Origin of the sequence: Desulfovibrio fairfieldensis (assembly GCF_001553605.1) — a bacterium.
In the GTDB taxonomy this organism is placed as follows: domain Bacteria; phylum Desulfobacterota; class Desulfovibrionia; order Desulfovibrionales; family Desulfovibrionaceae; genus Desulfovibrio; species Desulfovibrio fairfieldensis.
In genome coordinates this window covers 1400528-1416048 of the sequence record NZ_CP014229.1, presented here as the reverse complement: position 1 = coordinate 1416048, position 15521 = coordinate 1400528, and the positions used below count along the sequence as shown (strand labels likewise).

The window sequence follows — 15521 nt, the reverse complement described above, 5'->3', positions numbered from 1 at the left end:
CCAGGAGGAATATATGAGCAGTGCCGTTTACTTGGATCAGATAAAGCAGTTAGTGGAATTGCAGAAGGTGGATGACGCCATCTTCGCTGTCAAGCAGGAGCTGGAAAGCGCGCCCCGCGAGCTTGAGGATCTGGAGCAACGCTTTGAGGCCGCCGAGGCTCAGCGCAATCGCGTCCTGGACAAGCTGGCGCATCTCCAGGAACAGCAGAAACGCCTGTCCCTGGAGATTGACGACGATTCCGCCAGGATCAAAAAGAGCAAAAACAAGCTCATGCAGGTGGGCAATACCCGCGAATATCACGCCATGATGCGTGAAATGGACAGCATGGAGAAAATCAACCGCTCCCGTGAGGAAGAAAAGATGACCCTCATGGAAGAATTGCAGTTGCAGAACGACACGCTGGCCGAAATTGATCGGGATTACTCCGCCCTTAAAGCCGAGCTGGAAGTCAAACGTGAAGGTCTGGAAGAAAAGCTGAAGAAAGCCGGAATCAATCTGGATTCTCTGAACCAGAAGCGTGCTCAGGTCAGCAAGGCCATTCCCCAGCCCGTGTTCATGCGCTATGAGTTCATTCGCGTGCGTCTGGAACATCCGGTCATTGTGGCTGTGACGGACGGCATCTGCTCCGGCTGCAATATCGCGGTGCCCCCGCAGTCCTTCATTGAGTTGCAGCGCGGCCAGCAGATTCTGAGCTGCCCCAACTGCCAGCGCCTGATTTTCTGGTGCGAGCATTTCAGCCTGCCGGAAGAGGCTGTTGCGGCTCCCAAGCCTGTACCCCTGACGGATTAGCTTGAGCCTTATTGGGACGCTTTGCCTCCGGCCGGTAAAGCGTCCGTAAAAATCTCCGGCCGCAAACAAGCGGGAGCCGGACAGACCGTCGCTGCGGGCCATTGGCCCGGAGAGGAAAGTCCGGGCTCCACAGGGCAGGACGCTGGGTAACACCCAGGAGGGGCGACCCTCGGACAGCGCCACAGAAAGCAAACCGCCGTGCTTTGCGCGGTAAGGGTGAAACGGTGGGGCAAGAGCCCACCAGATGCCGCGGTGACGCGGCATGCTCGGCATACCCCGTCTGGAGCAAGACCAAATAGGGAAGGCGGCCGGCCCGGCCCATGCCTTCCGGGTAGGTTGCTTGAGGGCGCGGGCAATCGCGCTCCTAGAGGAATGACGGTCACATGCGGCTTGTCGCATGACAGAACCCGGCTTATCGTCCGGCTCCCGCTTGTTGTCAGAGGCTTGCCATGCCTGAAAATTCCCAGCCGGAAAAACCCTGGGGCCTGATCCTGGCCGCCGGGAGCGGCAGCCGTCTGGCGGCCGTTGTCGGCGGCTGTCCCAAACAGTTTTTATGCTGGCGGGACGTCCCGCTGTATTGGCACGCGGCGCGCGCCATGAGCCGCAGCGCCGTGGTGGCCGGTATTGTTTTTGTTTTCCCCCCTGACCGGCGTACCGCCGAGGAAGAGCGCTTGCATGCCCTTTACGCGCGAGAGGATCTCGGCCTGCCTTGGCTGGCGGCGGCCGGCGGCGCGTTGCGCCAGGATTCCGTGCGCCTGGGTCTGGCGGTCCTGCCGCATCGGACGCGGTACGTGCTGGTGCATGACGCGGCCCGCCCCTTTCTGAGCCCGGCCCTGGTACGCCGCGTTTGTGAGGCCCTGCGCCGGGGCGCGCCCGCGGTCGTTCCCGGTCTGCCCGTCACTGACACTATCAAAATGGTGGACGACGGGCGTGTTGCGGCTACCCTGCCGCGCGCCCGGCTGGCGGCGGTGCAGACACCCCAGGGATTTAACCTGACCTTGCTGCGTCAGGCCCACCAACATGCCTTGGATGCGGGCCTGGCCGTCACCGACGACGCCGCGCTGATGGAAGTTCAGGGCCACGAAGTGCTTATTGTGCCCGGTGAGGCTGCCAACGTGAAAATCACCCATCCCGAAGATCTTTCCCTGCTGGCCGGAGAACAGGCTATGCCCCGCCCCTGCGCGGGCATGGGCTACGACGTGCATCGTTACGGTCCGGGGCGCCCGTTGAAGCTGGGCGGCGTGCTCATTCCCGGCGGCCCGGAAGTTGTGGCTCATTCCGACGGCGACGTGCTGCTGCACGCGCTCATGGACGCCCTGCTGGGCTGCGCGGCCCTGGGCGACATAGGCCAGCACTTCCCCGACAGCCAGGCCCGCTATGAGGGCATTTCTTCAGCCGTGTTGCTGGATCAGGTTCTGGAAATGCTGCGCGGCGCAGGGCTTGAGCTCAGCCATGTGGATTTGACCATCGTGGCCCAGACGCCCCGCCTGTCGCCCTTCCGTGAAGAAATACGCAAGAATGTGGCCCGGCTGCTGGGCCTGGACACGGCGCGGGTCAACCTCAAGGCTACCACCGAGGAAGGCCTGGGCTTTACCGGGCGGTCCGAGGGCATCAAGGCCTATGCCGTGGTCAGCGCGCTGGCCGACGGCACGCCGTCCTTTTCCGCACAGGCTGTTCCATCCCCCGATCTCTGATCTCCATAAGGATGCGCCATGAACACTGAGTTGTATCGGCCCTGGTTCGCCCATTATGAGGATTTCGTGCCCCGTACCGTGGAGATCTGGGACAAGCCCCTTTATTCCCTGCTGGACGAGGCCGCCGCGGCCTATCCCCATCGTAACGCACTGATCTTCCAGAACACGCGCATTACCTATAAAAGCTTGCTCGAACGGGCGGAACTCTTTGCCGGGGCTCTGCGGCGCATGGGCGTGGAACCGGGTCAGCGGGTGGCCATCATGCTGCCCAATCTGCCCCAGACCATGATCGCCTTCTGGGGAGCCATCAAGGCCGGGGCCGTGGTGGTCATGACCAATCCGCTCTACATGGAAAAGGAACTGCGGGAAAACATGCAGGATTCCGGGGCGGAACATATGATCCTGCTGGATCTGCTCTGGCCGCGCGTGGCCGCGTTGCGCGACCGCCTGCCGCTGCGCAATTTCATCATTACCGGCGTGGGCGACGCCCTTTCCTTTCCTCTCAACTGGCTGTACCGCTTCAAGCAGGCCCGGAATCCCAAGGAGCCCATCCCCTACGACGGCAAGCATGTCTTTGAGTGGAAGAGCTTTTGCAAAGGCGCGCAGCGCCATACGGAGCCCATTGCGGACACGCTGCACGACCCGGTCATGCTCCAGTATACCGGGGGCACCACCGGTCTGCCCAAGGGCGTCACCCTGACCCATGCCAATCTGGGCACCAACTGCCGGCAGGTGCTGGACATCATCCACGTCTCGGCCAAAGAGCACCATATTTTTATTTCCCTGCTGCCCTTCTTTCATGTCTACGGCCTGACCACCGGCCTGATCATCCCCGTGGCCCTTGCCGCCACCACCCTGCCCCTGCCGCGCTATGTGCCGCAGGACGTGCTGCGCATCATCGCCCGCCACAAGCCCACGATTTTTCCGGGCGCGCCGTCCGTCTATATTTCGCTCTTGCAGCAGAAGGATCTGGCCCGTTATAATCTGCACAGCATCCGGATCTGCGTTTCCGGCTCGGCCCCGTTGCCGCGTGAAATTTTCCGCCGCTTCCAGGAGGCTACCGGCGCCGCCATTCTGGAAGGCTACGGCCTGACCGAGGCCTCGCCCATCACCCATATCAATCCCCTGGGCCGCCAGGGCCAGAAAGAAAATTCCATCGGCATGCCCTTGCCCGGCACGGACGCCCGCATTGTGGATATGGAAGGCGGCTCCCTGACCTTGCCCCCCGGCAAGATGGGGGAACTGGTCATCCAGGGCCCCCAGGTCATGAGCGGCTATTGGCGGCGACCCGACGAAACGGCCAGCGCCCTGCGCAACGGCTGGCTTTATACCGGCGACTTGGCGACCATGGATGAGGACGGTTATTTTTATATTGTGGACCGCAAGAAAGACATGGTCATTGTGGGCGGTTACAATGTCTATCCGCGTGAAGTGGATGAGGTATTGCTGGAGCACCCCAAAATCATGGAAGCCGTCACGGTGGGCATCAGCGACGATGTGCGCGGGGAAGTGCTCAAGGCCTATGTGGTGCCCTGTCCCGGCGAAAGCCTGAACAAATCCGAGATCATTGCCTGGTGCCGCAGCAAACTGGCTTCCTATAAGGTGCCGCGCCTGGTGGAGTTCCGCGAGGAATTGCCCAAAACCATTGTGGGCAAGGTCTTGCGCCGGGCGTTGCGTGAAGAGGAAGAGCGCAAAGCCGGCCGCAGGAAAAACCGGCAGGCGGGCCAGAAAAACGCGGCCTCCGCCGACGCGTCTCCACGCCGGGAGGTTCCGACCGAACGTACGCCGAGGGAGGGGACCTGATGCGCATAGTGGCCCAACGGGTTCGCGAGGCCTCGGTCAGCGTGGACGACCGCGTTGTGGCCGCCATCGGCCAGGGGCTGCTGGCCTTGGTGGGTTTTGGCCGGGATGACGGGCCGGACTTTCACCAAAGTCCGGCCTTTGCGGGCATGGCCCGCAAGCTTCTGGATCTGCGCATTTTCCCGGGCCAGGGCGACGCGGCTCACAAGTTCCACTGCTCCCTTCAGGACTTCAGCGGCCAGGTGTTGCTGGTGCCCCAGTTCACCCTGTATGCCGATTGCCGCAAAGGCCGTCGGCCTTCCTTTACTGACGCCGGCGACCCGGCCTGGGCCGCCGCGATGTTCGAACGTTTTGTCAGGCATGTTGACGAAGCATGTCACGGAAGCGTATCTTCAGGTATATTTGGAGCCGAAATGGAAGTGCGCCTCTGCAACTGGGGGCCTGTGACCATTTGGCTGGATTCCACCCGGCTTTTTTCATAACGGCGGCACGTCGGACCCGATTCCAAGCTGACGTGCTCCCCGTCCACCCGGGAATGCGGGTCGGCGTCGACTTCCGGCGCGGATGACATCAGTTCGCGTTGCCGTCGGCAGCATTTCAAGATTTCCAACCTTGCCACGCTGCGCAGAACTTTTTGCCGGTAATAATGCAAATGCCCTGCGGTCGCGAAGCAAGCATTCGTGTCTGCAATCCGGGAAAAATGCACTTTGCTTCAGCCGCGTTGGCGTTGTGAGTTCTAAATATGACGACTGAGCGTAACGACGTGGTTTTTACGTCTTTTGTCGTCGCTATCCGTGAAATAAAGGCAGCGCCGCCACATTGGGAACACACCATCCCCGATGAGAAAATGCTTCGGAGGCTCGGTCATGTTTGATCTGCAAGCGGAGTTATATAATAAGATCATTATCCTGCGCCTGACCGGCGATATACTTCTGGCTGACGTGGTCGAGTTCAATCAGCAGATGGAAAACCACATAGCGGCACCGGACATCGCCCAGGTGGTGGTGGATCTCAGCCGGGCGGGACAAATGGACAATGCCGGACTGGGCGTCCTTGTGAGCATCAGCACCAAACTTCAGGGGCGGGGGCGCAGGCTGATTTTGCTCTGTCCCGCGCCGCATGTGGCACAACTTTTGAAAGACGCTGAAGTAGAAGGTTTTTTCCCCACGTATGAAAGTGAGGAAGAGCTTAAAGGGTACGTTCCGGACGCGGCGGAATAGCGTTTCGCGCCGCCGGTAGCGGCAGTTTTTTCAGCCCAGACGGATGGTGCAAGGTGCAATACTATCTTCGACATTATTTCAACCCGGACTTTGACTATCTGCGCCCGAAACCCGGCATCGGCGAAGACGGCGAGAGCTCAGACCTCTACAGTCTGGGCTACGTGCAGAATGTCATTGCCGGGCAGCTTCTGGCCGAGGTCATCCCTCTGGAGCAGGCTGGGGCGGAACCGGATCCGCGCTTTGTGCTTTCCAGGCCTGTGCTCCCCGGTGGAGCCAATACCCGGGTGGACCCGGCCTATCCCAACTATCTGCTCTCAACCTCCAACGGCTACGTTTTTTACAACAACGGGAAAATCACGGTCAAGCGTCTGCTCAATGTACGTCAGGACGTCAGCTTCCGCACGGGCAACATTTTCTTTGTGGGAGACATGGCCGTGCACGGTTCGGTACGTTCCGGTTTTTCCGTGCAGGCCAACAATCTCCGGATCATGGGCATGGTGGAGGGCGGCGTGGCGCGTGCCCGCCGTGATCTGATGGTGGACGGCGGCGCGCGCGGCGGCGCGGGCCAGCATTGCCTTCTGGACGCGGGGGACAAACTGCTCACGCCCTTTCTGGAAAAGATCGAAGCGCGCGCCCGCGGCAACATGGTTGTCGAAAAATACTGCCTGTACAGCACGGTTTACGCCGGGGCCAACATGGTGGTGCGCGAACAGGTCTACGGCAGCACCATCAACGCCTACGGCAGCGTCTATGTGGGCAGACAGCTGGGCAACAAGGCGGCCATTTCCACCAAGATATATCTGGGGTACGATCCACTGAGCATTCGCCAGCTGGAAAAAATCGACAAGATTATTTCCGGCCTGTCCCAGTCCATCACCCACCTCAAGGCCGTGGCCGGACATCTGCCGCCCGACGCCAATGAGGCCAGCCGCAAACTGGCCCGGCTCGTCGAGCAGCGCGAACGGATCATGAAGCAGCGTACCGAGCTCTGGTCAAAGCTCTACCTGGACGAAAACTACATGCAGAACTGCCGCCTGATGGTACCGGGAAAGGTCTATCCCGGTGTGGAAATCTCCGTGGGCCGGGCCTTCATGCTGGTGGAGCGGCCTTATGAAAACGTGCTCTTCCGGCTCTGTTACGACGATATTATTGTGGAGCCCCTGCCTCCGGCCGACAAGGGCAAGGGAAAATGACCCGTCACCGCGCTCCGCTCTTTGAGGCGGTTTTCGCGGACGGCCAATGCCCCGGCGACGTCCCGGTCGACATATTGGCCCATGTGGATGGCCGCTCTTTCGCCATGCTCGGCCCCGGCGGCGCGGAGCGGGAGAAATCCGTGGTCAGCAGCCTTTCACCGGAACAGTGCCGGGACGCCCTACCTGTGTTGCTGGGCGCGGGTTTGGGACACGCCCTTCATCTTTTGCTTGAAGAGCACGACGGCCCCATCGCCGTGGTGGAAAAAGAAAATAGTTTGCAAGAGCTGACCGGCGTGTTGGCCTCTTTGCCTGTAGATCTGCGGCAGCGCGTGCTTCTGGTGGCTGTGTCTGACCCCCAAGCGGCGCTCAACGAATTGACCCACTGGCAGACGCGCCACAACGGCAAACGCCTGCTGCCCTTGGCCCTGCCTTTTTACCTGCGTCTGGACCGCGCCTATTACGGCGAGCTGCGCGAAAAACTCGCCGCCAGCGCCCGTTTTGACTTCTGGAGTCGCGCGGTACACCCCCGTTTCCGCGAGGCCGCGCCGCGCGTGCTCCTGCTGACCAGCAAATATTTCCTGATGGGCGAACTGGAAGGGGCCTGCCGCAAGCTGGGTCTCGCCTATAAGCTGATCACCCTCAAGGACGACACTCTGGCCCGCGAGGATTTTGTCCAGCAGTTGCTGGAGGCCGTGGTTTCGTTCAAGCCCGACTGCTGCATCACGCTCAACCATATGGGTGTGGACGTGGAGGGAGTGCTCATGGACCTGCTGGCCCGGCTGCAACTGCCGCTGGCCTCCTGGTTCGTGGATAATCCCCACCTGATCATCCACCTCTACTCGCGTTGTGTCAGTCCCTGGACGGCTTTGTTCACCTGGGACGCGGACAATATCGAAAGTCTGCGCCGCACAGGCTTTGAGCACGTTTTTTATCTGCCCTTGGGGACGGACCCGGATCGCTTCCACCCGAGCCGCGCGGCGGTTCCCGATGCCTGGAAGGCTGACATCTCCTTTGTGGGCAACTCCATGCTCTACAAGGTGGGCGGCCGCCTGAAGAACGGGCGCTTCCCGCGTGAACTGCTGCTGCCCTTCCGCGAGGTTTCCCAAGCCTTTATGGACAGCGAGCAGCGTTCCGTCGCGGATTTTCTGCGCCTGTCCTTTCCCGAGGTCCATGCCCGCTACGAGGCCCTGCCCGACAACGAAGCCCGGCTGGCCTATGAAACGGCCATCACCTGGCAGGCCACCCGCCTGTATCGCAACGGATGCGTGCGCCGTCTGCTGCCCTTTTGCCCCCTGATCGTGGGCGACCGGGGCTGGCGGATCGAATTTCGGCGCGAGCCCTGCCAGCCCCGCTATCTGGACGCCTTGAGCTACTATGCGGAGTTGCCCGCTTTTTACGAGCATTCCGCCATCAATTTCAACTGCACCAGCAAGCAGATGAAAGGCGCGGTCAACCAGCGCGTTTTCGACGTGCCCGCCGCCGGGGCTTTTGTGCTCACGGACTGGCGGCCGCAGATGGAGCAGCTTTTCGAGCCCGATGAAATGGCCTGTTATCACGATCCGGAAGAAATCCCCGATCTGGCGCGTCACTATCTGGCCCACCCGGCCGAACGCCGCAAACTGGCCGCTGCCGCGCGCAATCGGGTGCTGGCCTGCCACACCTGGGAGCACAGACTTCAAGCGCTGCTTGAACATATGCGCCGGATCTACGGAACTCCCCAGGCGGGCAAGGCGCGTTCATGAGCGCGGATCCCCTGCTGGTTCTGCAATTGCAACGCATGGGGGACTTGATCCTTACCTTTCCCCTGCTGCTTGCCCTTAAAAAACGCTGGCCGGGCCATCCCATCTGGGTGGCGGCCGAGCCGCAGTTTTTCCAGGAACTGATGCCGCTGGCGCCGGAGGTAGTTTTTTTCCCCCCCTCGCATTGCCCCACCCTGGCGCGCGGGCACTACGCGGCGGCCATCAATCTGAGCGCCCGGCCCGAGGCCGCCGCCTGTCTGGCCGGTCTGGAAGCCGGGCTCAAGCTGGGCCCGGCGGCGCTGCCGGACGGCCTGCACGTCCATGGTTTCTGGCAACTCTATCGCACTGCCCTGACCCAGAACAATCACCATAACGCTTTTCACTGGTCGGATCTGTACCGTCTGGATCTGGAGTCCGCAGTGCGCCCCGGCCAAGCGGGACATATTCTGCCCAAGGGCGCGGGCAGCGGTCGCGTGGCTCTGGTGCTGGGGGCCAGTGAAGCGGCCAAACGCCCGGATGCCCTGTTCTGGGCCCGGCTGGCCCGTCGGCTGGCCAGTGCCGGGGCCATGCCGGTCTTTCTGGGCGGCCCGGCCGAAAGCGCACTGGGGCAGGAAGTGGCCCGTCTGACACAATTGCCGCATGCCAATCTTTGCGGCCGCCTGCCGCTCAGGGACGTGGCCGCCGTCCTGCGCGGCCTGGACCTCTGCATCACCCCGGATACAGGCCCAATGCACCTGGCCGACTGGCTCGGCGTGCCCGTGCTCAACCTTTCCATGGGGCCGGTTCATGCCCGTGAAACCGGCCCCACCGCCCCCGGTCAATGGGTTTTGCGCGCGGCCATGAGCTGTGTGGGATGCTGGCAATGCCGCCGCTCGAAACTGTACTGTAAGCAGGCCTTCAGCCCGGCCTCCGTGGCGCGCGCGGCTCTGGCCGTTCTGGAAAATCCCCAGGATGCCCGTCCGCCGGCCCGCAGCGGACCGCTGCCCGGCTTGTCCCTCTGCCGCACGGGCCGCGATGCCCTGGACCTCTATCGCCTTGAAGCCGTGGAAGATCAGGAAGGGCGCCCTGCGGCGCGCTCCTGCCGCTCTTTGCTGGAGGATTTCTGGCAGGCTGCTTTTTTGTTTCTGTATGATCCCTCACTGCGCCCTCTGGCTCGGCAACGCCTGGCGGCCCTGGAAAATGCCTTTCCGCAATTGGCGCAACGCCTGGCTTTGGGTCTGGCCCGCCTTTGCGCGCAATGCGCCGACGGCCTCAAGCAGCGCAGCCGGGAGCTGCCCGCAGACTTTTGGCGTGCGGAACCGCCCTTGCTGCGCCTTTTTGCCGGACATACGCATATGTTTCTGCAAAATGCCGATTTCACGCCGCAAGGCTGGCAGACGGCCGTGGACCGTCTGACCGCGCTGTGCGGCCTTTGCTTTCCCGATAAAGCGCAACAGTAAGAATTCATGTCACATCGCCCTTTCCGCTTCCGGCAAGTCTTGCCGCGTTGATCATTCCTATCTATTAAAAATCGTTAGATTTTTATTTTTGGAACACTCCTTGAATACCAGCAGGCGCAAGGAGTGCGACAATGCAAATTCTTCCCACCGACACTGCTGATACCACGTTGAATTTTTGGGGCAGCATGGGCAACCAGTCCGATGCCTCCACTGATTTCATGCAGACCATGCAGGATGCCATGAATTCCGTGGAAAACGGGCAGGACGTGTCGGTAAACGCGGCTTTGCAGAACGGCTCCGGGCAAAAGCAGGCTATGGTGGAAAGCCCCTACAGCCGCCATACCACGGACGGCGTCACCTATACGCTGGATGAAGTCTGCTTCACCAAGCAGGAATTGCAAGAGTTACGCGAGAAACTGCTCAAAGCCGGTGCCCCCGAGGAAAGCCTGAAACAGTTCGACGTGCTGGCCGGTCAGCCTGACGGAGCCACCCTGGCCCAGGTCATGGCCAGCCTGATGGGCACGGAAAAGGCCGCCGGGGTAAGCGATGAGGACGCCGAAACCATCACCGCTCTGCTGGGCAAAATTGACCCCACCGGCGATCTCGCCGCTTCTGTTCTGCAGTGCATGGGTGAAGGCAAAGGCGAGGACGCGCTGGCTCTGATCACCGACGCCTTCGCCAAGCTGGACCCCGACGAAAGCATTGAAATCAGCCGTGACGACGCTCTTGCTCTGGGCAGGGGCCTGGGCCTGAACAAGAACAGCCTGCAAAGCCTTGCCGACAATTTCGGCAGATACGACGCCTTGCGCGTCACCGGCGAGCAGTTCGGCAACCTCATGAAGCCCGCCTCCATGCAGTTCGCCACGGACAAGGCCAATCGAGAAAAGCTGGACGCGGCTCTGGAGCAGACGCTCAAGCCCATCATCAGCAAAGCCCGCGACCGCATGGAAAAGGAAAAGGCGGCCAGCGCCCTGCAAAACCGCAAGGTGGAGCAAAGCCGGATTCTGATCGACAAGACCGTGCAGGAGCAGAGCCGGGAAATCCTCAGCCAGACCTTGCAATCAGGCCAGCAGGCCGACGACAGTCCGGATGCCGCTGAAATCGCCTCCCAGAGCGAGGCGGTGAGCCGCAAGCTGAACGGCAAGCAGAGCGGCGCCGTGGGAGAAGCGGGCGGCGCTGAAAACCATGACAACCTGGCGGACAAGCTGGCTCGCGCCTCGGCCAATACGGATAAATCCCGCAATGCCGCTTCAGAGGCGGTCCCCGGAGTCGGCGCGGCGCGTGTAGAAACGGCGGAGAGCGGTAAAAACGGCTCCGGCTCCGACGCCCCTGCCTTTGAAAACAACAGTGGACAAGGCAAGAGCAAGGAATGGAGCGAACTGCTGGGCAAAGTTGAAACGCGGGCTGCGGCTCCCCAGGCCAATACCGGCAATTCCATCGTCTTTTCCATGCTTCAGGGCGGGCAGCGCCTGTCTGAAGCGGACCCGATTCAGAGCAATGCCGCCGAGGACCAGACGCTTTCCCGCCAAGTGGCCCAGCAGGTGGAGCGCGGCCTGCTTTCCGCGCTCAAGGACGGGGGCACACGGCTGGACCTCCAACTGCATCCGCAGGAACTGGGGGCCATTACCCTCACGCTTACGGCCCGCAACGGCGAAGTGAGCGCGCGCATTCGTTCCGAAAAAAGCGAAACCGCTGAAATGGTCACCCGCCAGTTGGACACCATCCGCGCCAATCTGGAACAACAGGGCATCAAGGTGGACAAGATTGAAGTGCAGCTCCAGAGCCAGCAGGGGGACGACGGCCGCCAGTGGCAAAATCTGGATCAGCACAATTCCCGGCAGGAAGAAGATGCCCGCCGGGAAGAACTTGCCCGCCTCAAGAATCTCGCAACCCTGCGTAATTCTGGTGAAAATATGCAACCGGAGATTTTGGAACAGCCTGTGCATTCTCTGACGCAAATGGCAAGATATGCCACGCAGTCCCTGCATGTGGTGGCCTGAATTCGCCGACGCGGAGTAAATCATGTCCAGTATTACGCAAGCCCTTAACCAGGCCAACAATGAGTTCAACAGCGCCCTTTCCAAGCAGAAGGGCAGCAATATGGACAAAGATTCCTTCATGCTGCTGCTGGTCACCCAGTTCAAGTACCAGGATCCGCTCAATCCCATGGAGGATAAGGAATTTATTGCCCAGTTGGCGCAATTCTCCAGTCTGGAACAGCTCATGAATCTGAATACGAGCATGGAAGGGCTGACCGATGCTACCAATAATCAGCAGATGATCAACGCCACCTCGTATATCGGCAAAAACGTCTCCGTTTCCGGCAATGCCATCGGCAAGAACACTGACGAGAAGACCAAGGAAGTCACTATTTCCAAGTTCCGTTACGCTCCCAACGACAACGTGGTGGCGGGCAGCCAGATCATTGTGCGCGACGCCGACAACAACCCGGTCTATGTGGCGGAGTTGAACGAGAACAAGGCCGCAGGCACCACCTATGAATTTGAATGGGACGGCAAGAGGAATGACGGCAGCGTGGCGCCGGACGGCGTGTATACCGTCAGCCTGGCGCTGCTCAACTCCAACGGTGAGTCCGTGCTCGCGGACCAGGTGGTGGACGCCAGGGTGACCGGCGTGGTCAATAACAACGGCTCCGTCTGCCTGGGCCTTGACGGCGGGCAGTTGATACTTCTGGCCAATGTGCGCCAGGTCACGGAACCCGAGGCGAAGAGCAGCGGCGGGGATGAGAATCCGCCCGACGGCGAGGACCCTGACAAGGAAGATCCCGACGGCGAAAAGCCCGGTACTGGGGGGACTCCCGACACGGAAGAAACTCCGGGTACAGAAGAAAATTCCGGCACGGGCGAAACCACCGCCCAGGCCGCCTGAATATAACAACTGAACTATCCCGGCGGCCACGGCCGCCATACAACTGCTATCCCAAGCATACACGGAGGAAGTCATGGGTCTTTCAGCCAGCATGTGGACCAGCGTTTCAGGCCTGCTCGCCCACGGCAACAAGATGAACCTGGTGGGCAACAATATTGCCAATGTCAGCACCATCGGCTTCAAAAGCCAGCGCATGGATTTCAACGACTATCTGTACATGAGCGGCAGCAGCGCCAGTGGTCCCACCCAGATCGGCGCGGGCGTGAGCACCTATGCCGTGCTGGGAGACTACTCCCAGGGCGCGTTGGAGACCACCAATTCCGGCACCGACCTGGCCATTGACGGCAACGGCTACTTCGGCGTGCGCAAGACCGGCAGCGACCAGAAGTACTACACCCGCGCGGGCGACTTCTTTTTTGACAAAGAACGCAAGCTGGTCAACCCGGAAGGCATGGTCGTGCAGGGCTGGAAAGTGGAAAACGACAAGGCCCTGACCTTCAGCAGCGGCGCCACCAATCTCGGTACGGGCACCAGCTCGGAATCATCCTATGTGGGCAGCGGCTCGCCCACGGACATCGTTCTGAGCAGCTGGAATCTGCCCCCGCAGCAGACCACCAACGTCAGCTTCACCATGGGCCTGACCAACGACGGCAACGGCGACAAGACCACCAGCGCCGGCAGCCCGCTGACAGCGCTTTTTGACCTCTGGGACGCCACCAGCAACCCGCCGATAGCCAAGGATGCCTTCTCCGCCAAGTCCGAGATTAAAGTCTATGACGAGGGCGGCAACGCCCATCAACTCTCCGTCTATTATGACCAGGTCGCCACCAGCAAGGAAGGCACCAACGGTTCCACGGCTTATACAATTGAAGGCCTGCCAGCGGGCTACACGGTCTATGAATACCTGGTGACCATTCCCCCGTCCGAAGACAACCGCAGCTTCGGCGGCGAAGGCTACGACGAGGCCACCAATACCTGGACCAGGGACCCCACCAAATTCTACGACGACCCCACAACCGGCACCAACAAGCAGGCCGGCGTGCTGATGAGCGGCCAGTTGATCTTCAACGCCAGCGGCCAGCTCGTGAACCAGACCGCCTATACCTTCGGGGCCACCGGCACTCCGGCGGCCAACGACCAGTATGCCGGTTCCCCGGACAGCAAGGAATCCTGGCAGCCCACCAAATTGTCCAGCAACGGCCTGCCCGTGTTCACGGCCAATTTCACCGGCCAGCCCCTGGCCAACAGCGTCAGCGAAACCATGACCACCACGGGCACCACCACGCCCTTCAGCCAGGCCCAGAACTATATCATGGAGCTTGACCTGGGCCTGAAAAACATCGGCAGCCCGGCCTGGACCAATCCCACTGCCACCACCATCAAGACCGACGCCCAGGGCAATCCCGTGGACGCGGGCGGCAATGCGCTGGGTGTGAGCAAATACGGCTATTATAACCTGGCCACCGGATTCTATGGCAAAGATGCCGCCGGCCATGACCTGCTGGCGGATGACAAGGGCTTTTATTATATGAATGGAGCCGAAAAGATTTACGGCACCATTAATGTCAATGGCGGCACTCCGAATGTGGCCTACGACGACACCACCAGCAGCTATTACTTCACGGACACCACAGTTACACCCAATGCCAAATGTTATGACGTCACTGTGGACGGCGGTGGAACAACACACCCTGCCTACTCGGACGCCGACGGTGACTACTATAACGGCACGGTCCCGCAAGCCGGCGGCGGTACCACGAACGGCAAAATTTACGGCACGTTCGACGACGGCGGCACTCCTCGCTTGGTGCAGCATGACGCCACGGGATATTTTTACATTGACGGCGCTGACGCTAGGCAGGCAGTCACCAACTTTGACAAAATCGCCACCAGCAAGGTTAAGCCTGATACATATGTCGCGATAGATAATACCACGCGTGTCGCGCCTGATTACGAGACCAAGGCCAACAGCCTGGACAGCCTGAAGACGCAGCTGGTGGCCGACGGCGTCACGGCGGAGGGGAATCCCAAATACAAGGCTGTCGTCAACTTCGCCACCAACGCCGCCAGCATGACGACCACAGAGCGCCAGGAAGGGGCCAGCGCGGCCAACAGCAAGACCAGCGTGACGCAGAATGCCACGCAGGACGGCTATGCTTCGGGCACGCTGAGCGACGTGCGTATCGACACCTCAGGCATTATCTACGGCGTCTATTCCAACGGCACCACCCTGCCCCTCTACCAGATAACCATGTACGACTTCCAGAACAACCAGGGGCTCTGGCGCGATGGCGGCAATCTTTTCTCTTCCACCAACGATTCCGGTGAGCCGCGCATCGGCGTAGCCGGGGATAACGGCTTCGGCACCACCAAGGCCTACAACATCGAACAGTCCAACGTGGACATGTCCCGCGAGTTCGTCCAGATGATCACCACCCAGCGGGGCTTCCAGGCCAACTCCAAGGGCATCACAACCGTGGATACCATGCTTGAAACGGTTATCGGCATGAAGCGGTAGGCTGACGCCGCCGCCCGGAATATCGGGCGTTCACATCGGGTGGACGCCCGACAGCGAAGGGATAGCGCTGCAATCCGGCTTTCTCCGTACAAAGCGCCGACCATTTGGTCGGCGCTTTTCGCGTCTTTTCGTTCCGGTCGGAAAGGTACGCAAGCTATCTGCCCATGACGCCCGCCGCCGGGCCATTCCGAAACGCATTGCGGGCACGGACTCGCCCTGTGCCTTTCCCGGCGAAGCGC

General features: G+C 60.9%; 11 protein-coding genes and 1 other RNA gene. All 12 read left to right on the top strand.

All coding sequences use genetic code 11. From position 1 onward, the window contains the following. Positions 1–13 precede the first annotated feature (13 nt). The 12 genes from AXF13_RS05990 (at position 14) to AXF13_RS05935 (ending at position 15282) form a co-directional block, all read left to right on the top strand. The gene (locus AXF13_RS05990) at positions 14–790 is read left to right on the top strand and encodes a zinc ribbon domain-containing protein (RefSeq protein WP_008684170.1); all 777 of its coding nucleotides are present in this window, start codon (positions 14–16) and stop codon (positions 788–790) included. Positions 791–862: 72 nt separating this feature from the next. After that, an RNA gene (gene rnpB / locus AXF13_RS05985) (RNase P RNA component class A) lies at positions 863–1221 on the top strand. An 18-nt stretch (positions 1222–1239) separates the two neighbouring features. Then, the gene (ispD, locus tag AXF13_RS05980) at positions 1240–2484 is read left to right on the top strand and encodes a 2-C-methyl-D-erythritol 4-phosphate cytidylyltransferase (protein ID WP_062252038.1); all 1245 of its coding nucleotides are present in this window, start codon (positions 1240–1242) and stop codon (positions 2482–2484) included. 18 nt (positions 2485–2502) lie between these two features. Next, positions 2503–4287, top strand: a complete 1785-nt coding sequence (locus AXF13_RS05975; protein WP_062252037.1) for a long-chain-fatty-acid--CoA ligase — start codon at positions 2503–2505, stop codon at positions 4285–4287. Continuing rightward, positions 4287–4766 (top strand): D-aminoacyl-tRNA deacylase, encoded by a 480-nt coding sequence (dtd, locus tag AXF13_RS05970; RefSeq protein ID WP_062252036.1) that lies wholly within the window; start codon positions 4287–4289, stop codon positions 4764–4766. The genes AXF13_RS05975 and dtd overlap by 1 nt, the downstream gene beginning before the upstream one ends. A gap of 384 nt (positions 4767–5150) precedes the next feature. After that, positions 5151–5504, top strand: a complete 354-nt coding sequence (locus AXF13_RS05965) for an STAS domain-containing protein (protein ID WP_062252035.1) — start codon at positions 5151–5153, stop codon at positions 5502–5504. A gap of 53 nt (positions 5505–5557) precedes the next feature. Next, the gene (locus AXF13_RS05960; protein WP_062252034.1) at positions 5558–6697 is read left to right on the top strand and encodes a FapA family protein; all 1140 of its coding nucleotides are present in this window, start codon (positions 5558–5560) and stop codon (positions 6695–6697) included. Beyond that, entirely contained in the window at positions 6694–8439 is a 1746-nt protein-coding gene (locus tag AXF13_RS05955; protein ID WP_083521975.1) for a CgeB family protein, read from the top strand. The genes AXF13_RS05960 and AXF13_RS05955 overlap by 4 nt, the downstream gene beginning before the upstream one ends. Then, the gene (locus tag AXF13_RS05950) at positions 8436–9875 is read left to right on the top strand and encodes a glycosyltransferase family 9 protein (protein ID WP_062252033.1); all 1440 of its coding nucleotides are present in this window, start codon (positions 8436–8438) and stop codon (positions 9873–9875) included. Before AXF13_RS05955 ends, AXF13_RS05950 begins: the two co-directional genes overlap by 4 nt. A gap of 131 nt (positions 9876–10006) precedes the next feature. Continuing rightward, positions 10007–11875: a flagellar hook-length control protein FliK gene (locus AXF13_RS05945; protein ID WP_062252032.1), complete on the top strand. Its 1869-nt coding sequence runs from the start codon at positions 10007–10009 to the stop codon at positions 11873–11875. A 22-nt stretch (positions 11876–11897) separates the two neighbouring features. After that, entirely contained in the window at positions 11898–12764 is an 867-nt protein-coding gene (locus AXF13_RS05940) for a flagellar hook assembly protein FlgD (protein ID WP_062252031.1), read from the top strand. Positions 12765–12837: 73 nt separating this feature from the next. After that, the gene (locus tag AXF13_RS05935; RefSeq protein WP_062252030.1) at positions 12838–15282 is read left to right on the top strand and encodes a flagellar hook-basal body complex protein; all 2445 of its coding nucleotides are present in this window, start codon (positions 12838–12840) and stop codon (positions 15280–15282) included. The last annotated feature ends 239 nt before the right edge of the window (positions 15283–15521 follow it).

Coding starts and splice junctions, on each gene's coding strand:
- AXF13_RS05955 (WP_083521975.1), top strand. CDS start 6,694: ATGACCCGTCACCGCGCTCCGCTCTTTGAGGCGGTTTTCGCGGACGGC.
- AXF13_RS05945 (WP_062252032.1), top strand. CDS start 10,007: ATGCAAATTCTTCCCACCGACACTGCTGATACCACGTTGAATTTTTGG.
- AXF13_RS05950 (WP_062252033.1), top strand. CDS start 8,436: ATGAGCGCGGATCCCCTGCTGGTTCTGCAATTGCAACGCATGGGGGAC.
- AXF13_RS05990 (WP_008684170.1), top strand. CDS start 14: ATGAGCAGTGCCGTTTACTTGGATCAGATAAAGCAGTTAGTGGAATTG.
- AXF13_RS05975 (WP_062252037.1), top strand. CDS start 2,503: ATGAACACTGAGTTGTATCGGCCCTGGTTCGCCCATTATGAGGATTTC.
- AXF13_RS05940 (WP_062252031.1), top strand. CDS start 11,898: ATGTCCAGTATTACGCAAGCCCTTAACCAGGCCAACAATGAGTTCAAC.
- ispD (WP_062252038.1), top strand. CDS start 1,240: ATGCCTGAAAATTCCCAGCCGGAAAAACCCTGGGGCCTGATCCTGGCC.
- dtd (WP_062252036.1), top strand. CDS start 4,287: ATGCGCATAGTGGCCCAACGGGTTCGCGAGGCCTCGGTCAGCGTGGAC.
- AXF13_RS05965 (WP_062252035.1), top strand. CDS start 5,151: ATGTTTGATCTGCAAGCGGAGTTATATAATAAGATCATTATCCTGCGC.
- AXF13_RS05935 (WP_062252030.1), top strand. CDS start 12,838: ATGGGTCTTTCAGCCAGCATGTGGACCAGCGTTTCAGGCCTGCTCGCC.